Source organism: Bacillus cereus group sp. N6, from assembly GCF_016483705.1.
Taxonomy (GTDB): Bacteria; Bacillota; Bacilli; order Bacillales; family Bacillaceae_G; genus Bacillus_A; species Bacillus_A wiedmannii.
On the sequence record NZ_JAEHBI010000004.1, the window covers coordinates 181,797 to 203,711 of the forward strand.

Below are 21,915 nucleotides of genomic sequence, written 5' to 3' on the forward strand. Positions count from 1 at the left end.
ACCGGAATGAAAGAGAAAATATTAATTACCTCTCTAACTAGAGTTAGAAAAGATGCGCCTTGGCGTGTTGGTATATACATAAATCCGAACTACACATTCATTAATGTAGGGAACAAAGGAAACGTGGCTACTAGCCCAAGATTCAATATGTTCCTTGCAGAAGTGGAAAAGAAAGTATCTCGTTATCCTGTAGACATTAGTTTTTATTCGATAGCGGATAATAGAGAGATGGAAGTCACTAAGATGCGTAACCAAATTATCTATTTAGATTGTGGCTACAATTCTCACAGACTCTTATCAAGTGCTAAATTCTACTACGAAAAAGAAGTACTTGGTAACCCATTAGAAATAGCGCAACAAAAACCAGAAGAAGAAAACAGTGAATTCTTTAGTGTGATGGAAGAGCACAAAGAACAAGTTGAGACTTCGGATTACATTGCAATCGGAAGAGTAGAGAAAGTTACAGATGGTGATACAATTGATGTTAAATTGGTAAAGCTATCCGACTTCTTATCTTCTAAGTTAAATAAAGAACAAACAATTACAATTAGATATAACGGTGTAGACACACCAGAAACACTTCAGCCTGGAGAAGAATCATACAAAGACCCTAAAAATACTAAGTTTGGGAAAACGTATGGTGTTACAATGCAGGACATGTATGAGGTAGGAGAAGAAGCGCATACGTTCAACAAAGAAACTTTAGGTTGGAAAGACAACCAAAAGCCACTTGTGATTGTGCATTTTGATCGTAATAAACATGGAGAGGCACCTAAGCAAGACAATGGTTATGGTCGTTACATAGCAGATGTTTATGCAACGAATGAAAAAAGTGCTGATATTGTTTTCGATAAGATCATTAACAAAAATGATAATAAATTTGTACACGTAAACAAATCTCTTTTAGTAACAAAATCTAAGAAGTTTCCTCAAGTTCCTCTTGGTCTTTTCCCATTTGAGCATGCAAATACTTTAACGGTTCTTAATCCTTTAAACTGGATTGTTGAATTAGGATTAAAAGCATATGACACAGGTGTTGGTTCTCCTTCAACAGGTGCAAATGATGAAGAGAGTACTCCGGATATTGGTAGTGACGAACCCTACGATGAAGATATCAATCCTGAAACGACAAACATAAAAGGAACAACAACTCCTGCACACAACGCTTTAGACTTTTTTAGCCCTTATGACGATAGGGTGTCGATTTTTGCAGAAGGTATAAATTCAGTCGAAGATTTAAAAAGACATTCCAAAGTTAGGATTGGGGATGTAATTCTTACAATTCCACCTACTGCTATTGATGTAAACAAAACTTCGAACATCTCCAAAATAAAAACACTTCGTACAAAATCCTCTGTATTAGTTAACCGCGGTCAAACACTTACTACGTTAAGCATGGATCTTTATTTCCACGATTTAGAATCAATTAACGGTAAGAAATACCCTTGGAAGAAAGAATACGGAAAAGGAGAAGAAGCTAAGTATTTTTATGTGGATGGACTTAGACCACTACTTGCACAATTCGCTAAAGCACCGTTTCTTCCTATTGATAACTACTACATTAATGATGTGTTAGGTATTCGTGATGTAGCTTTAATGAATATCGAAGTAACAACAGTCCCTAATTTTCCAGAGTCCTTAACTGCCAAATTAACGCTTATTGAATTTAATTCAGAAGCATACTTGATGGATAAAAGTACACTCGGCGATTCTGTAAACTATCCAATGCTAAGATGGTATTACAACCAATCCCTAGCACCTCGCGGAGATAAGTACCGTTACTTCAAAGGATTAGAAGGTCAGCTTAAAAGTGATATCAAATTTACTCTTGCTGATGAGTCATTCCTTACAGCTCGAAGAGACGCTATCAATTACATGAAGAATGCAGATTCTCCAGAATTAAGAAAAATCGAATTAGAGACAAAGGATGAGGGGTACAAAAATAAAAAAGAAGATGCTTCTGTTGTTAAAGAAATCTTAGATCAATACGACCGTTATAAGGATTCTAAACCTAATGAAAAAACAATTATTGATGATCTTCGAATGGGGTTTGGTGATACTAACTATTGGTACATGGTTAACGAACTCAAAAAGAAATACAAAATGAAAACGGAAGAAGCAGAAAATATTTTACGTGAAGGAGCAGAAATATTTTCTACGATTTATGATGGCAAATACAAAGGTTCGTTTGTTTCTCTTGTTAATCATGAAATCTTTATTCCATACCATTCTCGCATGTACTTTAAGATTCGATTTGAATGGTCAGGTTTATCTGCGGGGCTTAATTATTATGATGAAGATCCTCCGGTAGATTATTCAAAAGAGCCATACAAGGGGAAAGAAACACAAGGTCTTATCATCTTGAAGAAGCTTAAAGATGCAGAAAGCCAAAAAATTCTTGAAAACAAATTCAAGAAGTATTATGAAAAAGATAAATTCCGTATCCCTGCTAGTGACGATGCAATAAAAACACTTAGAGAAATTGCAGGCGGCGCAAAGAAAATGGAAGATGAATTAGCTAAATACAAAGACGAATTTGATGAGTATATGAGAGTTATTGAAGCGAGTGAGCGAATGATTCCAATGAGAGAATACCCGATTTCTGGTAAGGTTATCCCAATCTCTATTAATGCTCGTTTCTCAAATGAGTTTAGCATATCTCATGTTCAGTCTAGTGAAGCTGCAACTCTACAATACATGGGTGGTGGAGATCCATACATTGATTTACTCTTGGAAGTAGATGAAGATGGTGCGAGGGATTTCAACAACCTTATTGCTACTTCTGATCAATACGCTAAGAAATTTAATCAAGGTATTACAAATGGATATATCGGTATTGAAAATGATCTTTCTCAATTGTTTGGTATTCGATATGTAATGTTTGAAAGTATTTCTGTTAATACAGTTCCTAACTTCCCAGGAAGATACCAAATCATGTTACAAGGTATTGGGTTCGATAAAACACAGCGTCAACGTGAAGAATTAACTGCATTACCTGGTAACAGTAAACAAATGGATCTTGAGAAGCTAAAGATTAACAAGACAGCATTTATGAATGACCGTATGATTGAAGCTAGACTTCACAAGCTAGAAGTTTATCCTGACATGGAACTTCCTACTTACGCTCAAATTAATGCAGTATTACCAGAGATTGATGCAGGTGTAAAAGAATATCCGAACATAACAAATGGAACATATCTTGACCCAGACTTCTATTTCTCTACAGGTAATACGTTAAGACAGTTAATTGAAGAGTCATACCTTGGAAACCATCAACTGAACATGTTTGATGCTACAGGTGTAGCTGCTTTCACAAGTAACAAAGCAGAAAAACTGTTTGATACAACTGAGGCAGATTGGGACAAACTTAAAAAGTTAGAAAAAACTGAAGGTGTAGGTCCTCTTGGCTGGAATTTTAGTTGGGGTAAACAGGAAGAAGCTAAGAAATCGGACGCTCCAAATACATCAGCAGGACCTGTTATGGCTGACCAAGGCGGTGCTGCAGCAGTAAAGAATGCAGACGTTCAAAAGTTTTTAACAGATAAAAAAGATGATAAATTTGCTTATGAAACTTTCCCGACTATGGAAGAATGGAAAACACTCTTCCCTGATGGAGGAAATGATTACGGTACATTATCTCAAAAACCTGGTGGGGATGAAGCACTTATCTATCAAGAGCTTAATAGTCTAGTTGATAAGTACTTTAAGAAATATTATTCAGCTCCTGATTTCATTGAAGAATGTCGCGGGGATTTAAAAGAGGCGGACAAAACTAAAAAGGTAGTATCTTATCAACCTGCAGAAGATATTTATTATGCAAGTTTCAAAGTAAGAAGAAGTAAAATGAGAGGCCCAGATACTACTGCGATTGGTGATTTAATCAAGAAAGAAGTCATTAAAGAGCCTAAGCAACCAAATGGTATGGATCATATGGACTTCGCTAAAACAGAATCAAAAATCACAAAAGAACGATTCATGACACTTCTGAAAGCATTCCTTGATAAGACAAGTCAGTGGCAGCATTTCAAAGGGACAAAACCTAATGTTAGTAAAGCAGGACGTGTAGGATTAGCGCAAGTAGATGTTTCTTCAGCTGATATGAAGGTTGATGAAGTAAAACGCTTAATGTACAACTGGAGATACAATTTACAGACAGCAGTTAAACAACTTGCGGAACACTACGAGAAGCTGGATAAGTTAGATAAGGATCGTGAAAACTATGAATCTTATTGTCGCCCTTGGGATGGAATGTTCGCCCTATATGAAAAACCGGATGCTAAAATTAAATTTTCTAAGGATATCGAAGACAATAGTTTTGCAAGCGGCGTTATGAGCCGTTTCAACCATTATGCGACTAAGCCATTTAATACGTTTAGCGGTTACAATAAGGATGTCTATAAAGGATATGCCGGATTAACTCTAGATGAGGGCATTACGATGGGTGATGGAAACAAAGATGACTATGTTGATCAACTCTTAGAGCTTGAATACTACGACTTATCAGTATTAAAAGCGAATGATTTAAAAGTTGATTCTGATAAGAAAAATATCAAGAAGGTCATGAAAAAGCATCTAGAAACCCTGGACAAACAATCACTGTACTCGATTTATGAGAAGCATTTAAAAATGCTATATGAATTAAATAAGACAGATGGATGGGTTGAAAAAAGTATAGACTTTCTTGGGAAATATAATCCAGGGAACCTTGGTACGTTTGGTGCACTTGGAAAAGCAACCGATAAATTAACTGACAAATTCGCAGGTGACAAGAAAGATAAGAATGGATACGAGTATTCACAAAAAATCTATGAAAAAGGCGCTAAGCTTTACGAAACAATTCATGATGTTGATAAGACAGCTGAATCCTCAACAGCATCTACAGACCTTCGTTTGTATAATGATGTTGATCCACGCGTATTGTATGAAGAAATGTTCTACGACTTAAGATACCATGACCAACGTGGAAGAATGCTTCGTGCATTCCCAGGGTTCCAGATGTTTATTATCCATGAAGGTGATTACTTTGGTAAGTACAAGTTTTGGGACAATATGTACGGATTCAACGCTATTCAAAGTATAGACGTTCACCGTTCTCGTAAAATTGCTGCAGATACCGCAGTAATCTCTATGACTAACGTTTACTCAAACTTAACAACTCGTCGTACCGATGTTGACTACGTAGACCGTCAGTTAAAATGGTGGGATAACTATATCTGGAATGAAATCCCTCAGGACTTAATTGATAAGAAGGAAAACGAAATTCACAAGAACCTTTTCCTAGAAACAGGAGCACGTATTCATTTAAGAATGGGTTATGGTGCAACAGCTAGTGCGTTGCCAATTGTGTTTAATGGTACGATTTCAGAACTTGAGATTGGTGATGTAATTGAAATCGTTGCTCAAGGTGACGGAGTTGAATTAGGAAACGTAGTATCTGGTGACCCTGATGATAACAACGATGGAATCTTCAGTGTAACTGAACCACGAGACCTGATTTGTAGTCTTATGAGTTCGAAAGGAAGTTGGTTTAAAGACTTCATGAACGGTGTAGTAGATGAACGATTATTCAAAGATAATCCTTTAGGAATCATGCATTTTGGTCAACCATTTGATTCAAAAGGCACATCTGATTCAAAACCTTTGGGTAACTTGATATGGTTCAATGATGAGTATGGTGAAGTTGCTCAGAACATTTACTCTTCGAACGGAACTCCTACTTTTTCAGAGTGGCTTCATCCTAACGGAGAGCGAAATAATATTTTCGAAGATTTTAGCTGGAAACGTCTATGGGAAAATAAGTTTAAAATACTTAACCCAGGAGATGCAGACAATGTAGTCGTTAAGTTCTATAACAATACGGTTTGGGATATTATACAAACGATTACGTATTCGACTCCGGATTACATATCTGCTGTTCATCCGTTCGAATTACGCTCGACATTATTCTTTGGTAAACCATACTGGCGTTGTGCTTTCGAGTACGATTCTCGATATGAGTTTGACCCTACACAGAAAACATGGTCAAGATATCTTACAGGACAACCAAGACGTCCATACATGCAAAACAAATTCTACATGTCGGCTTATGATATTATAGAAAACAATATTAAAGCTAGTGAGGATAATGTTTTCACAAACGTTATCGTAAACTATGACGGAAAACAAACACCGGTATTATATGCTGATGCGGATATTCGTTTCGACAAACAGAAAACAAGAGTAGTGGAAGCTGACATTGTAGCAAAGTTTGCTGACTTCTACACTTCAGAAGTAATGGCTACATACTTCGGACAGTCTACTCTTAGAGATAGCATGAAAGATATGTACAAAGGAAATCTGTTGGTATTAGGAGATCCTACTGCTAAACCTCATGACATGATGTACATTAATGATGAGATTAACGACCTTCAAGGTAATGCGTTAATTAAATCAGTAACACATCACTTCAGTATGGATACAGGATTCATCACTTCTATTGAACCAGACTTACTAGTTGTAAACGATGACCAAGTAATTCTTGAAATGAGTAAGTGGTACATGAGTTTTGGACAGTCATTGGCTGCTACAGCTGCAATACGTGCAGCAGCTAATAAAGCTGGAAGAAACTTAACTAAATGGATTACGAACTCAAAAGGAATCCCTGCTAGTGTAGGTAAATGGGTTTCTACTAAAGGATTAAGGCATACAATAAGTATGGCAAATAGTGGTGGAGATATGGATAAAATCCTAAAAACTCTTGATGAGATTGTCTCAAAAGGAGATGGAGATGTTAAGGCTCTACAACAAAGGTTAGTAACCGAGTTCGAAGACGCAGCTAAAAACATGACCAAAGCTACTGGAAAATCAGGTTTCCTTAAGAACACAAGTAAAAAGGCTATTCTGCAATCAGGAACTGCCTTTGCAAAAGCTCTATCAAGCTCTGATGATATAGCGAAGATTGGTAAAGGAGCATTAAACATGGTTAGAGGAGCAGCTTCCTTCACACCAGTTGGATTCATTGTTAATGCAGGAATATGGATTGGTACAGAAATGCTGTTTGAACACTATCGCCGATTCAAAGAAAACCTTCAATGCGTTGTGGCGATTCCGTTAACGTATAGAGGGAAGGAATTAACGGCAGGTATTAATAACCATGCAGGTATGATTTATGGTGATGCACCAGGTCGATACGATAAAATGTTCAGTGCAACGTTATTCCATGACGATGGGGATGCAGAGTTCTTTGGTAATGCATTCATAGAAATAGCTAACTTCTTTACCGGTTCCGGAGGAGAAGATGGTGTGTATGCAAAAACTGAAAAAGCCCGTCAACTAAATGAATTGTCTAAGAAGCAACAATAGTAATTGAAGAAGAGGTGAATAGCCTCTTCTTTTTTTTGTGTTAACTATAGCGAAAATCAAAATAAATGGTTAGCTTATCAAAATAAGGAGGTATAACTTTATGGCACAAAAAGACAAACAAACCTATAACACGGAAATGTATATAAAGAAAATAAAAGCAGCAAAAGAAGTGTATGAAGAACGTAAGAAATTCCTGCAGAGTTTCTCACTTAAAAAGACAAAAGAGAAACCGAAAGAAGGCGGTGGAGAAGTTGCGGCATCAGGTGGTGGCGGTTCAGTAAACTTCAATGGAGAATTGCCTACGGTTGCTCAGTACACTGGACCAGATGTTTACACTGACAAACTTCTAAACGGAGGAGTATACCAAAATGGACTTAAAGGTAAGATAGCTGGTACTGATCAATGGAATCAGCATATTAAGGAACAAGCAGCAAAAGCTGGTGTAAATCCTCTATTGGTTAAAGTAATTATGGCAACGGAATCCGGTGGAGTACACGATTCGACCCCAAACTCTTCTAACTGTGTTGGGTTAATGCAAACGGAACAGGATATTACTGGCACTCTAAAGTTAGACTTTAAAAGAGCATGCAGTGATCCAGTCTATAATATCTATGTAGGATGCATGATTCTTAAAGACAAACATAATTATGCTGGAGACGTTATCTCTAGGGGTAAAAATCCATATGCAGATTTTAAGAGTAAAGGATATGAGTTAAAACAAAACGGTCATGGGGTTGCTTGGTTATATAACGGTTTCAGTGTGCCTTTTGACGGAAAAAACAAGGTTTATCGTGGTGGATATGTTTATGCGAACCAAGTAGTTGCAATGTATAAAGGTTTTGGAAGAGACGCATACACAGATACAATGTTAACTCTGGATGTTTTATCTGGTGGCGGTAGTGGTGGTGGAAGTTCATCATCCGCTGGTGGTAAAGGAACAGGCGGAAAATGGGAATACGGAAAAATATTTGCAAGTGGTGATGAAGTAGTTAAGTTTTTGAACACTGTAGACACTAGTATGATTAATGGTATCTATGTCCACCACACCTATGATCCAGACCATACAAAGGCTAAAGGTCAAACACTAACCAAACTAAACGATGACATGAAAAAATTCCATACAATAACCCGAGGCTGGGATAATATCGCACAACACTTCACTATTGGTGTGGATGGACAAGTAATTCTTGGACGTGATATTGCATCTGTTCCATGTAGTGCAACAGGATATAACGGTACAGCTTCTAATCATCCCGCGATGTATGAAATGATAGGCAACTTTGATATAGGTAAAGATAAATTGCAAGGTAAACAGTTGGAGTCCGCTGTTGCTATCGCTAAGTACTTTGCTATGAAAGCAAATGGTGTAAAGTTTCACCGTGAAGGATTAATTAATGGCCAAGAACCAAAAAGTTGTCCTGGTAGTGGAGTAGATAAAACTTGGTTCATGAATCTAGTTACAGGAAAGGCAAAAATAAGTGAGTTCTCTGCTCAATCAGTACCTGTATCAGATTCAGATATTGAAGCGAATTATGCAGCAGGTTGTGACCTTTCTCAAGATCCGATAATAGAAGATGTCATGGATACACCATTCAGGCTACCACCAACAGAAGATGAATTAGAACACGCTAGAAATTTTGCATCTAAGATAAGTATTCCTACTGCACAATTAAAAGACAGCAGAATTATTGCTCCAAAGTACCCAAGGTCAAACTATGTGGAAGACTTTAAACTGTCATCCAGTTATGACATGAAGAAAAATTACTCCCCATTACCTCCAAATGAGTTTATTCATCTAAATGGCCCTCAAGAAAATTTCTATACAAGTGAAGCAAGACAAGCTTTCCGTCTTCTTAAAGATCGACTTGGATATAAAACCTTAAGAATAGCTAGAGGGTTTGATCCTTCTGATGGAGAGTCTTCTCATTCTATTGGTATTTCTATGGACATATATGCTGATTCAACAGAAGAAGCAATTTATATAGCTGATACTGCATGGTTGACAGGATTCCGGGCTATTGCGGTGGGTCCTAAGTTTGTTCATGTTGATATTGGTCCTGAATCAGCTTGGGGATATGACAATCTACCAATTTATCAAGGACCAGGTACATTAAGGGCGGGTGAGTTTAGTTATGGCTACAAACAAAGAAACCTATAATCTCGAATCATATAAGAAGAAAATTAAAGCAGGTAAGGAAGAGTATCAAAAAAGAAAAGAGTACCTTGCTAAATTTGAGCTTCCTAAAACTAATGATGAAGAGGAAGAAGAAGTAGAAACTTCCGATGATAGTAAAAAGCCTGAAGACCAAGGGAACGCAGTAAAAGAACCTGAGGGAGGAGTTGGTAACTTCACAGGTTCGGGCGAACTAGGCGTTCCTGCAGAACCAAAATCATATAGATTCACTTCTGTTATGGGACCTCGTGATGGAGCAAACCATAACGGAGTGGATTTAGCTCCTAATACTCGTGGTGATACAAATTGCAAGATATTGTCTGCGGGTGATGGAGTTGTTCTACAAGCCAGAAGCGGAGTAGGAGGATTTGGTACTTGGATCGTTATTAAGCATAGAGATGATTTGTATACAATTTATGGACATATGCATCCTAGTACATTGCGAGTAAAAACAGGAGATACAGTTAAAAAAGGTCAGCATATTGCGATGATGGGGCAACAAGGTCAGTCTTTCGGTGTCCATTTACACTTTGAGGTTTGTACAGACTTTGTTAATAACAGAAGAGGAACTACAAAGAACCCTGAAGATTACGTTGATATTCGAGGTAGCGCCTCAGCTATTCAATTAAATTCTATTTCACCTAAGGCTAGCTTCTCAGCAAAAGCAGATGAGAAAGAAGAAGGCAATGAAAAACCAATGCATGCCCTTTATGAAAATGATGGAGCAGAATTATCGGAAGAAGAAAAGCTAATTGATCAGACATACAGAAGTTCTTTCCCATACCTACCAGTTCAATTCATAGGGGATTCTCTTAAAAAGAGTGACATGACAAGAGAGTATTTTCTTCTTAATCGTGTTGGTTGGGCTCGAACTACCAAGTATGAAAAGATGGTTCCCTTAAATAAGGAAAGGTTTATTCATAGTGAAAAATACGATGGTCATGAAGGTAATCTTTATTCACCAGATGCAAAAAGGTTGTTTGAAAGCTTGCTTTTGAAAACACAAAAACCTTATTTTGAGGTTATTAGTGGTTTCCGCTTTAGTAACCCTGGTCAACTTTCACCTCATGAAGCAGGTTGTGCGATTGATATTCTTGTTAGAAGCATAGATGAAGTAAGAGAAATTGCAGACTGTGCATGGCAATTAGGTGTGAGGTCTATTGCGATTGGTGGAGACTTCGAAAACAACAAAGGGTTCATCCATATAGATATTGCTCCAAAAGGGAAAGACATAAAATATGACGGAGTTCCTATCTATGGTGGACCAGGAAAGTGGGTGACAGCATGACAATTAAAGAGTATTTAGAACAACATAAGGGTACAACATGCATTGAGTATGGCACTTTATTTATTGGTATGAGTGATGATCTTGATGGTGAACTATTTTTTTATCATAAAGAGGATGGGCGAATCAAAGGGCCGTATGTGTTTGGTTTAGCCTATGAGCATATGCAAGAATTAATCACTAAGCCTATGATAGACGATTTCTTAACTCAAGAAAGAATTAAAGAGAAGGTGATTCGATGAATTTCAACAGTCCAATTCATCAATCTATTTACAGTAAAGTAGTTGTACCGTCTTTAAATAGATTACAAGGAACAATCGAAGGTTATGTGATTCAAGTGGATTATACGAAACTAACATGTGAAGTAGTCTACTCTGATGAAAACAGTCATGCGTTACGAACAATGAAAAACGTATCTTTACCTAAAGATGGGGATGGCGTATTTACACAAGCTGTTAAAAATGGTGACAGGGTTTCTATCTCTTTTAAAAACAAATCAAAAGAGTCACCTTATATATCTACAGTGTACAAAGCAAATCATAGTGATGAAAATTACCTAAGCCCATACGGTGGAAGAACAATTCGCCAATCCCGTATTTTCTAGAAAGGAGGATTCCGATGAATGAAGCATATGTAAACAAGACATATGGAGATGGAGACAAGGACATTCATTATCCTTATTGGCGACAAGTACTACAAAATGAACTTGTTAACTTTAAGGCTAAGAGTTTAGAAAAAGAATTGGAGAACTGGCAATTTATCGGCGAAGACGAAATCGCACTTAAACATCCAGTTACAGGTTCAACCTTTAAACTCTGCGATGATGGTTCAATTGAAATGTTTGTGAATGAAGACACAGGTATTCGATTGGATGCTAAAGATAATGGAATCATTTTTTATGGTGACAGTATTCATTTTGCTACAAAGGAAATGAGGATGCATACAAAACCATACGGATTCATTTGGAATAATCACAACCTAAATCCTTATCTGTACTATGGTGATAAGGTAGGAGAAAAGAGAAACATTCCAAAAGCTTCAATGGTTTCTATGTTGCAAGATGGGCCAAGCAATATTAATGTTCCCTTGTTCCAAGAGCAAAAGAGGAAGCACTATTACGATGAAAAAGTTACATCTATGATTGAGGATCTAGGAATAGAAACCGCAAGAATAAAGAGAGGAGGCTAGTCATGGACTATCGATTAATTGGCCTTGAAACATATGGTCATCGATGTGAAATTTGTGGGCACTCTCTAGTAGAAGTTCATCATATCGACTATCAAGAACAGCAAGCATTGGAGATTCAAATTCGCAAGGCTATCAAAGCGGGACAAGATACAACAGAATTATTAGAAACTGCAAAAGAACAAGGATACGAGGAGTGGGATGGAAAACAACTATCGAAAAACAATCAATCCACTAATCTATCAGTACTATGCGGTAACTGTCACTATCTTATCCATCGACTTGATGTAGGCAAGAAGTTACTAAAAGTATTAGAAAGAAGGAGATAAGAATGAAAGTCGATTTTCGTTTTACACCGGAAGGAGATTTAGAACTTGGTTCTCCTAGTTACAACGACTTTGATGAATTGCTCTATGTTGATTCAGTAGGGAATATCTCAACAGATAGCTCAGAAGGGTTATTAATAAGAGATATCCCACTGCAAGTATCTTACTTGAGCGAGAAACAAGTCATACTCAATCGATTAAGAACAGACAATCCAGATTGGTTTATCCATAAGGATATAGGAGCAGACTTATCTGAATTAATTGGTCTTCCAAATACAAGAGAAACAGGTGAATTAGGAAAGTCCCTAATTGAGAAAAGTTTAACTAATGACAAGTTTATACTTCCTAGTGACTTAAGTGTTAGGCCGGTTCCTGTAAGTTCTAGTGAAATACTCTTCTATATAACTGTTAGAAGAAAAGCAGCGGATCTAGTTGTACCAGTTCTATTTGATTTAGAACATGGTTTGTTATCAGAATATGAGGTGAACAGTTAATGAGAAAATCAAAAGATGAAATGCTCGAAGCGGTTTTAACTCGACTTCGAACAGAAGGTGGAATTACTGAAACAAGTCCAGGTTCCATCGCTCGAATGTTTTCAGAAGTAATGATAGAAGAATTTAGTCCCTTCTACGATGAATTAGAGTTAATTATTCAGATGGGCTTTATTTCAACATCAACAGGTGGATACCTAGACCTTATTGGTGAACTGTTAAATTGTACTCGTGATGGAGATGAATCTGACGATAACTATCGCGCAAGAATCTCTAATCAAGTATCTGTTGAACAGAATGCAAATCTAATTGCTATCCGTTTAAAAACACTTAGAATAGATGGCGTTGCAGATGCTCAATTCAAAAGATTTACAAGGGGAACAGGCTCATTTACTTGTTACGTTACTCCTCAGGTTTATCCAATTGAAAATGACCTATTAACCCGTGTAGAAAGCGTTATAGAAGAAGTAGCTGCTTATGGTATGAATGTAGAAGTAAAAACAAGTGAGTATAACCCCGTGGATATCTCCCTCAACTTAATTTTCCACTCAAAAACAACTACCCTTGAAAGACAACACATCCGTAACAAAGTCGTTCAAAATGTTGGAGCGTACATGAAACAATTAAACATGGGTTCTCCAATTATTATCAATGAAATTATTCAGCGAGTAATGGAAACAAGTGATCAAATTTTAGATATGGAATTTAAAAAACTTGTTGTTAATGAAAAGGAATACTTCATTAAGAATGTTGAGCCTTCATTAGAAGAACGATACTTCTTAAGAAAAATTAACGTAGCATAGAAAGCAGGTGGCACCATTGTTAAACAAGCATACAACAAGTATGATGTCCATGCTTCCGCAATGGATGAAGATGGCCAAAGACCCGAAATCGGTAGGGGCCTTATTTTTAGATGCATTTGGTGTTGAGCTATCAGACATTGAACGTTACATAGAGCAGGCTTGGAACAATATGTACATCGGTACAGCAAACTTACAAACAGCCGATTACTGCTATAAGATTCCGCTTGCTACTCGTGACGTTGTAGATGTTGAAACGCCAGATCTTCATGTTCGTTTAGTTATTGATGGTGTAAGAAGAGACTGTATGCCAGTTGATACTTTACGAGTATTTTTTGAGAGTGATGATAACTCCTACATGATTGATACCATCGAAGGTTATGTGTATATCAAAGTAATGGATTATTACATGAAAGATAATATTTTTAAACCATTTGATGCAATTGAAGTAGGGGATACTCTCCACTATGAATATATGCTTCATCATATCTGGAACGTATTTGACGAGTTTGGTATGTTGCTAGGCATTTCTAGATTACCAGGCGAAAGAAACGAAGAATTTAAGAATCGTATCTTAGATGTTTTTAAGAATCCTGGTGGAGCAACAAAACAAGGGCTTATCAATGGTATTAGTAGAGAACTAGGCATTGATAAGTCACAAGTCAAATTAGGTTCATTGTCTGATGATCAATATGTTCAAACAAAACTTATAAACGCAGATGGTACTCCTTCTGAAACATATATCCAATACGTAAATCAGATCAATAGTAATCTAGGTTTTTCTTGGGATCATATGAACTGGGGAGAAGCTTATTGGCGCAGTATTGAAGAAAACAATATGGGGTTTCATTATCTACCTCATATCTGGGACGGTTTCTCTGCTTCATGGAAAGATAACGAAGTGCAATCGGGTATTGGTAGCGGTGATGACTTATTAGTAACTGCTCCAAAAGAAGAGTCTCCTGTTCGAGAATTCAAAGCCTATGTTGGATTACATGGTACAGAGGAACAAATTGAAGAGAATCACCCAGAAATCCAATTCAAATATAAGATAGTGGCTAAAGGAAAAATACCAAATGATGAGTATGATTTAGAGGATTACAAATATACAGTAATGGCTTCCGAAATTATTCCGCTTCATTACGTATTAGTGGCTTTGCGTGAATTCCTATATCAAACGCATATCACTTGGGACAATCGTTATGGCTATACTTTTAGTGATAATACATCTCCTGGTATGGAAGTTGTTACAGGAGAAGATGTTCTTCACAATAATGAAGAGTCGCAAATTAAAATCCATGTAGAAATGAAAACTGCTGATAGAACAGTGACACCTGTTTTAGAAGAGCTTATAGTGGACTGGATCGATCAGAGTGACGCGCCGCAGTCTTATAAATTAACAACTGATGAGGACTTTACTCTAAACAATACAATGACCCAAACAACGTTAGCCGATGTAGAAGTTGGTAACGGTTCTGTAACTCTTGGTAGAGGTTCATTCTCTGCCGTAATAGATACAGAAGGATCATTCTTAAGAGGATCACAAGGTATATCCGTAAGAGTTAACCGAGAAGGTTCTTTATCTCTTAACCTACCAAAATAAACAAGGAGTGGATAAATAATGGCTGAAACTGGATCAGTACAAAATGCAGTTGGGAATAATATTTATCCCGATTTAGTTCTTACTCGTTTCCCTGAATTATTCGATGAACGTAGTGGTTCTAAGTCAAACCCCAACTTGCTACGATGGACAAACCTTAAAGATTACAACATGGCTGAGCATGTAAACTCCTTACAAGATGCTGTAATGGCAGTACAACGTATGCTAGGAGAATTAGCTCAAATGCCAGCTGCACCAAAGGATGCAAACGGGAAACCTATTACGGATCCAAACGTGCTATTAAACCTTAAACGAACTTCTACCGTTAAGTCTCGTATAGACGCACTTGAGACTCATGATTGGTATGCTGAATTCGATAAGCGATACGGAGGACCTACATGGGCTTTCGATAAGGATAAGACTACAAATGCTACAATTCAGCAACACCGTCACTTAGGTAGTGCTTCTGGGATCCCTGGTATGCCAGAGAAGATTATGCTTACACAAGAAGTACAGGGTAAGCTTCCAAAGGCAAATGTTGATTTAACAAAGACAGCTACAGGAATCACTGGTTCAGATATCTATGTGGAATCAACTTCAAACACAAAAGTAGCTGATGCAATTAACGACAAGATTTCTGAAACAACAGGTGGAACGATTGCACAAAATGCAGAGCTGAAAGTACTAGGGAAGACAAACACTCGATGGACAAGAGAGTTCGATTCAAATGATGCGTCTTCAACTGGTAACACTGCAGTAGCTGACTCAAAGACACTATTAAACAAAGCGATTGAAAGTGGTGCTACTGCTGCTTCAGACTTGTTAAATGCTCCATTAGATGGTATGCACTATGGTCGTTATGTTGCGATTGTAAGATTATCAGCAAGTAGTCTTCCTTCTAATGCGGTTGTCGAGATTTCTGCAGTTAACTCAAAGACAAACCAAGTTATTAACAAAGCTACTTTAAATGGAACAGACTTCGATACAAGTGGACAATATAAAACATTCTACTTGATCTTCAATCATGATGGTTCTACAAAACTACGTGTTCGAAAACTAGCTACAACTTCTTCTGTAAAAGTTCGTTTCGATTATGCGATTGTTGAACCAGTTCACCCAGCGGTATTTGATCGCTAAGAAAGGATGTTATACAAATGGCAAAACGACCAGAAGGATTATCTCCTAATTTTAACTCCATCGTTACTCCAGATATTCCTTCCTCGCTCATTTTTTCATGGACATTCATTAAAGAAAACTCTAGTGACTATCAGAAAGATGCAGAAGTAAAGGTATATAAAACGGGCTCTAACACAGCCCTTATTACCTTTCATTCAGGAACAGATACTCAAGTAGATATAACTGCTCATCAGGGTGTTCTTGACCTAGAGCAAACTTATGAATGGGAAGTAAAAGTAACAGCTGCTAACGACTCCACTGCTTTTAGTGGAAGAAAAAGATTTAAATTTGGACCTGTATTTTTACAGGATGGACTTTTATGGCGAGATGGGCCAGAAGCATATGAATACATCGGGACTCGTCAATACTTTGAGGAGATTAGAGAAAATGCTGCCTCAGTATTAGAGGATTACGTAATAGATTCTATAGAAGAAAACGATGCATTAGAAAAAGCTTTGGCTTTATTCACTCGTGAAACGGTTCCTAGTCGCACCGATTTTGAAAACCTCGAAAGTATCCTGTGGTTAATTGCAAAAAAAGAAGATACATATCGAGATGAAATTCAAAGACTTATTGAAGATGGTCTAGGGGCTCAAGACATTCATAAGATATATACAATCTTTGACCGTCTTATTAGAATCCCACCAAAAGAACCAAGTAATGTGTACTTAACATTTGGAGGTCTTGAACCGCTTTATGTAAAAAGTGGAAGAGCATACAACAATGGTAAAGAGGACTTATCTGTTGATGTTAATTGGCAACCCTCAGATCTTAAACCAGGTACATGTACGATTAACTTTTTAAATGAACTATCAGAAGATGTTTCTTATTACGAGGTTGAGCTAGAGGTTGGTTTCACTGATAAGGCTTGTACTCATACATTATTTTATCGAGTAGAAGATGTAGAAGCATTTGGAAGAAAAATTAATATCCCAATGGATCACATCAATTTTGTGCATCTTTCTTCCTCAAAAGAAACGCGTTATGTTTTACGAGTTTCTGCAGTAGATAAAAGAAAAAAACAATCAGTACCCTACTACAAACCTTACAAAGTGGACAATGTCCCCCTTGGTGTAGCAAGTTACAACCTACGTGTTCAACAATACGATTTATCAAATCAGTGGATAACCCAGTATTACTACGACATTTACAATGGTCCAAATACAGCTTATGTTCATAATGTAACAGGTAATGTAGATGGTGTTTACCATTATGCTGTTCGTGTATTTGATATAAATGGACATGTAAGCGATTGGTTTTGGATCTTGGATTATATAAAAATTGATCCACTAAAACCTCCCGCAGCTCCAAAACCTCGTATGGCGTGGTCTTCACAACATGAGCTGAATTTCATTTGGGATGCTGTTCCTACCGCTGAGTATTATGAATATTTACCTACGTGGTGGTCAAACCCATCTATACAAAGAACGAATAGTTTAGACTCACCTCATGAATGGTTAAATCCTGATACAACATATGTCGAGAAAGTAAGAGCTGTAAACCGAGCAGGCGCATCACCTTGGGCTACTGTTAGTGGTAAAACCCAACCACGACCAATTATTGAGAAGGTTCAAAATAATGTAGGAAGTAGAACTTGGCGTACAGATTATGTTATCTACAAACAAAACGGACAAGTTAGAAAAAATCCGGCAGAGTGGCGCTACGAATATGATGACAGAGAAGTGTTTCACGGAGAATGGATAGAGCTTCGAAATAAAATTCAGGATGGCATTGCAGTTAAAAAAGGAACAAGATGGGGTAATAATAAATGCTTGTTCTTCCTTGATCACAATGACTGGAGACAAAAATTACAGGGGAAAGAAATCTTAGATGTTAAGTTTTACATTCGTAGAAGAAATACCGAACACGGATACCCAGAAGATGGTCGTTTCCTTCATGTGTGGGCACACAACTATGCAGGTAAATGGGATTTACCCTCAGCAGATCAAAAAATTGAATTGAATAATCACCAAAAAATTGAAAGAATAGACTTCAATCGAGGCGAATCTCATTGGATTTCTCTTAATAAATCGTTTGGTGAAGGATTGCGTGACGGGTGGATTAAAGGAATTGCATTCTATCACCCTGAAGCAGAGCGTGGCCCGTACTCTTACATGCGTTTTGACGCTTATACATTCCAATTTTACGTTAAATATCGATAGGGAGAGAGTAATCTCCCCCTTATTTTTTTAAGGTGGTGACACAGATTGGCACAGTACCAAAGAAACTTTTATTCTAGTTCATTATATGGACGACTAAAAGCATTTTATGGAGATTATCTAACAGAAGAATTTGATGCTCAAGAACCTTTTAGCTATCATATTGATGCGAAAATCCAAGCACAATTGCCTTCTACTTTTTATGCAGCAACAAGCAGAGAATTTACAAGAACCGATGCAACCAAATGGACAGTATCGGGTACTGATATTAAAACAAGAACTGCTAATACACCAGTGGAATTCTTAGCTACAGGTGACAATTTGGAAGTTCATGTACGACTTCAAAACGTGGGTACTCAGAACATCGAAGCGAAGTTATTTAAAGAAGAATTAGTATCAGAAACCTACCAATGGGTAGAGAAACAAACAAAGTCAATCAATACATTATCTTTAACAAACCCAAATAAAGTAGAAAAAATCGCTTTTGATTCTTACGGTTTTGGTGATTATAAAGTAGTTATCCAGGCGCTTGATACAACAGCAGATGCAATCATTGTTGGAGGTAAATTAAGAACAAGTGATTTCAATATTGAAATTCGTACCTCTGCCAATAAAACTACATGGTCGCAATGGGAGCCGATTACTTTAACGAAAGCATTTGTTCAGGGACAGGATTATTTATGTACAGGACAGAGCGTAACATTGTATCAAAACGTTCGTTATGTTCAAGGGAAAATAATTTTACTATCTTCGGATAATGCTACTTCTCCAATTATTGATAAGGTTGAATTACGTTCAGAAGACAGTGGGCTATATGATCAGAATGGTGATTACACTGTTAAAATCGATATGACACAAGTGGCAACAAGTGTTGGTAAGACATTCAAGTATGCAAGTAAGATACGTTTTATTCAGAAGCAACCAACTGGTACTGAAATGAATATTCGTTCTTCTTCTAGTCGAGACAATATATTCTGGGGCCCGATAACAGCACCATATCGTCAAAATACAAATCGTCTTCGATTAAAACGCGGAGCAACAAATCATAGTGTAACACTAGGACCAATTAATGAAGGAACTAAATTTGATTTCAGTAAAACAACTGCATTGTTAAATTGGAGCACACAGGCATTCTCTCCTAAAGATGCAAGTAACACTAAGATATCTTATGTTTTCTCTAAAACAAGAACGAATCAAAAAGACCCTCGAAATCTTCTTCAAGTAATTGATAACCCGATGAATGTAAAAGATCGAGCGATGAAGTTCTCTCCTCAACCATATTTCCTAACTGTAGAAATGACACGTTCTTCAGTAAGAGGAACGCCGGTAGTTGACCTTATAGATATTTACCAAAACATCTTATACAAAGAAGTAGTCAATGTAATCAATAAAGATGTTTCTGCGGTAGATGGTTTAAGTACAGGTAGAAAATCACTTCAAAAGATTAGTGATTATGCATTCAAGTATCCTAGTACCTCAAATCAAATTCCATTCAACCAGCAACAAATTACTTCTGCTCAACAAAAGTATGAGCTTACAGATCAAACAAGAAGACCGTCTGATGTTATGGTTTACCTTAAATCAGAAGAGAACAAGGGATCTAGAACAGGTAAGTCTACATCTGCATCTGATGAAGTAATTGCAAAAGCTATTCAAAGGAAGTTGGAGTTTGGACAAAAAACAGGAGTCCTTATGCATTACCAATATGGTGCAGGGAAGGTTCAGTATTTAAGGCCTTACGAAAGAGAACTAGATTCTACATTCACACCATTCTTACTACCTAATCTCAAGTACCGTTATTACATTCAAAATGGATGGCCAAACGAAGTACACAAAGTTGTTAATGGACAAACATTGAATGATGTAGCTGAAATGTATAACACAACGGTAACTGCAATTAAAGCTATCAATAAGGATATTCTTCTGAATGAGGATGGAACATTAGTGAAGGACCAACTTATTACGATGCCAAACACATCTAAGAACAGTGATGTTTCTCTATTGTTTAAAAACGGTACCGTTTATACGCAAAAATCTAGTCATAACTCAGTCTATGACAAAGATCATGGCGTAAACGTTACAGACTTCTCAAGTGAACCAATAAGTATTAAGGTTCCAAACACTCCTCCAAAAGGGTATGTGGATTGGGCATCAGAAGAAAAAATCTATAATGGTGTCATTAATGCGAATGATATCCGCGGTGAATTTGTTCGTACACAATTCAACCTTTCAACTCTTGCAGATTTTAATCGTGAATATACAGTAGTAAATGGTGATACATGGGAAAGTATTGCTACTAAGTACGATGTTCATGTACAAGACCTGAAAATAGCGAATGAATCAATTGAAGAATTGAAAGCAGGGGACATAATCATCATCCCTCCAAATATCATTCTTCCTGCACTAGCTCCTGAAGCTGAGTTCGAAAATGCTATGCCTTATGAGATTTCTATTATTGAGGATTCTGTTCATAAGAAAAATGGAGTCAGAATTGATGAATCCTTTATTCCTATTGACTGGAATGGGAAACACCTTCCTCTTGAAGTTACATATAGAACTTCTGAACTTCTTACAGCTGAAATGGTCAGAGGTGCAGATGCAAATGGAATGGATCCACTTCCTTTGAGTGATGTTGTTGAGATTGTTTCCTGTAAGAAAGGCAGTGTAACATATCACATTTGGAACGATACTTTAAAAACAGGTGACTTCAAATTAAAGAGCAACTACATTGATTGGTCTCCATCTCAAGCAGGAGTACTAGAGCCTGCAGCAGGAGAAGAATACGTTGTTGTCTATAAGCGTCGTGAAGTAGATAGTGTGAAAGTTCATTTAGATACAGCTTACTTTGAAAAAATGGGAACAGATATTGTATGGCGTTCACCTGAAGTAAAAGTATTTGATGGAGTTTGTACACCAACAGAAGACTTCAAACTAGAACTTCCTATTCCTCAATCTTTCGAAGGATATGATGGTATCTACAAGAATATCGGATATATTATTGAGGATAATGACTTGTGGGTAGAAACAAGTGTTCAAGATATCAACGGTAAAAAGTTCTTAGTAGGGGCTCTGAATGGAAAAGATCCAAGTAAGAATTGGCATCCTGAAATTCAGAAAGGTTACTACTACCTAAAAGAACAGGAACATTACCTATATTCTGAGCCATTAAAAACGGTATTAACTGAAAAAGAATTACCGACAGCTGATGGTATTGAATATGTAAATGGACCAACTGGAATCGGGGCAATGTTATTACCTACTAGTAGCAACATGGTTAAAGATTCAGTGTTTGAAAACGACAGTTGGAAAAAGGCTAAAGTCTTTAATGCAACATCATTCTAGTTTAGTTAAGGAGGGGAGAGATTCCTCTCCTTTTCTT

General features: G+C 37.1%; 13 protein-coding genes. All 13 read left to right on the forward strand.

All coding sequences use genetic code 11. From position 1 onward, the window contains the following. Positions 1-6: 6 nt before the first annotated feature. The 13 genes from JDS99_RS05790 to JDS99_RS05850 all read left to right on the forward strand — a co-directional run bounded on the left by JDS99_RS05790 (position 7) and on the right by JDS99_RS05850 (position 21,878). On the forward strand, positions 7-7,341 hold the full coding sequence (locus tag JDS99_RS05790) for a thermonuclease family protein (protein ID WP_199694739.1): 7,335 nt from the start codon (positions 7-9) through the stop codon (positions 7,339-7,341). Between the two features lie 100 nt (positions 7,342-7,441). Then, positions 7,442-9,499: a transglycosylase SLT domain-containing protein gene (locus JDS99_RS05795; protein WP_199694740.1), complete on the forward strand. Its 2,058-nt coding sequence runs from the start codon at positions 7,442-7,444 to the stop codon at positions 9,497-9,499. Next, positions 9,474-10,802 carry a M23 family metallopeptidase gene (locus JDS99_RS05800; RefSeq protein WP_199694741.1) on the forward strand — a complete coding sequence of 443 codons (1,329 nt, stop codon included), beginning with the start codon at positions 9,474-9,476 and terminating at the stop codon, positions 10,800-10,802. Before JDS99_RS05795 ends, JDS99_RS05800 begins: the two co-directional genes overlap by 26 nt. After that, complete coding sequence (locus JDS99_RS05805; RefSeq protein WP_345943215.1) at positions 10,787-11,041, forward strand: hypothetical protein; 255 nt, start codon at positions 10,787-10,789, stop codon at positions 11,039-11,041. The genes JDS99_RS05800 and JDS99_RS05805 overlap by 16 nt, the downstream gene beginning before the upstream one ends. Beyond that, a complete protein-coding gene (locus JDS99_RS05810; RefSeq protein WP_001010564.1) occupies positions 11,038-11,403 on the forward strand; it encodes a hypothetical protein in 366 nt (121 codons plus the stop codon). Before JDS99_RS05805 ends, JDS99_RS05810 begins: the two co-directional genes overlap by 4 nt. A gap of 14 nt (positions 11,404-11,417) precedes the next feature. After that, the gene (locus JDS99_RS05815) at positions 11,418-11,987 is read left to right on the forward strand and encodes a hypothetical protein (RefSeq protein WP_199694742.1); all 570 of its coding nucleotides are present in this window, start codon (positions 11,418-11,420) and stop codon (positions 11,985-11,987) included. A gap of 2 nt (positions 11,988-11,989) precedes the next feature. Next, a complete protein-coding gene (locus JDS99_RS05820; protein ID WP_199694743.1) occupies positions 11,990-12,313 on the forward strand; it encodes a hypothetical protein in 324 nt (107 codons plus the stop codon). A gap of 2 nt (positions 12,314-12,315) precedes the next feature. Continuing rightward, positions 12,316-12,804 (forward strand): hypothetical protein, encoded by a 489-nt coding sequence (locus tag JDS99_RS05825; protein WP_199694744.1) that lies wholly within the window; start codon positions 12,316-12,318, stop codon positions 12,802-12,804. Further along, the gene (locus JDS99_RS05830; protein WP_139888721.1) at positions 12,804-13,604 is read left to right on the forward strand and encodes a baseplate J/gp47 family protein; all 801 of its coding nucleotides are present in this window, start codon (positions 12,804-12,806) and stop codon (positions 13,602-13,604) included. The genes JDS99_RS05825 and JDS99_RS05830 overlap by 1 nt, the downstream gene beginning before the upstream one ends. Before the next feature lie 16 nt (positions 13,605-13,620). Continuing rightward, the gene (locus JDS99_RS05835) at positions 13,621-15,204 is read left to right on the forward strand and encodes a hypothetical protein (protein WP_139888722.1); all 1,584 of its coding nucleotides are present in this window, start codon (positions 13,621-13,623) and stop codon (positions 15,202-15,204) included. Between the two features lie 18 nt (positions 15,205-15,222). After that, a complete protein-coding gene (locus JDS99_RS05840; RefSeq protein WP_199694745.1) occupies positions 15,223-16,338 on the forward strand; it encodes a hypothetical protein in 1,116 nt (371 codons plus the stop codon). A 17-nt stretch (positions 16,339-16,355) separates the two neighbouring features. After that, positions 16,356-18,539 (forward strand): hypothetical protein, encoded by a 2,184-nt coding sequence (locus JDS99_RS05845; RefSeq protein WP_199694746.1) that lies wholly within the window; start codon positions 16,356-16,358, stop codon positions 18,537-18,539. A 45-nt stretch (positions 18,540-18,584) separates the two neighbouring features. Beyond that, a complete protein-coding gene (locus JDS99_RS05850; RefSeq protein ID WP_199694747.1) occupies positions 18,585-21,878 on the forward strand; it encodes a LysM peptidoglycan-binding domain-containing protein in 3,294 nt (1,097 codons plus the stop codon). Positions 21,879-21,915 lie beyond the last annotated feature (37 nt).

What these genes read in the sequence shown, in the direction of transcription:
- JDS99_RS05820 (WP_199694743.1), top strand. Translation starts at nt 11,990, where the DNA reads ATGGACTATCGATTAATTGGCCTTGAAACATATGGTCATCGATGTGAA.
- JDS99_RS05800 (WP_199694741.1), top strand. Translation starts at nt 9,474, where the DNA reads ATGGCTACAAACAAAGAAACCTATAATCTCGAATCATATAAGAAGAAA.
- JDS99_RS05845 (WP_199694746.1), top strand. Translation starts at nt 16,356, where the DNA reads ATGGCAAAACGACCAGAAGGATTATCTCCTAATTTTAACTCCATCGTT.
- JDS99_RS05825 (WP_199694744.1), top strand. Translation starts at nt 12,316, where the DNA reads ATGAAAGTCGATTTTCGTTTTACACCGGAAGGAGATTTAGAACTTGGT.
- JDS99_RS05810 (WP_001010564.1), top strand. Translation starts at nt 11,038, where the DNA reads ATGAATTTCAACAGTCCAATTCATCAATCTATTTACAGTAAAGTAGTT.
- JDS99_RS05815 (WP_199694742.1), top strand. Translation starts at nt 11,418, where the DNA reads ATGAATGAAGCATATGTAAACAAGACATATGGAGATGGAGACAAGGAC.
- JDS99_RS05795 (WP_199694740.1), top strand. Translation starts at nt 7,442, where the DNA reads ATGGCACAAAAAGACAAACAAACCTATAACACGGAAATGTATATAAAG.
- JDS99_RS05830 (WP_139888721.1), top strand. Translation starts at nt 12,804, where the DNA reads ATGAGAAAATCAAAAGATGAAATGCTCGAAGCGGTTTTAACTCGACTT.
- JDS99_RS05790 (WP_199694739.1), top strand. Translation starts at nt 7, where the DNA reads ATGAAAGAGAAAATATTAATTACCTCTCTAACTAGAGTTAGAAAAGAT.
- JDS99_RS05840 (WP_199694745.1), top strand. Translation starts at nt 15,223, where the DNA reads ATGGCTGAAACTGGATCAGTACAAAATGCAGTTGGGAATAATATTTAT.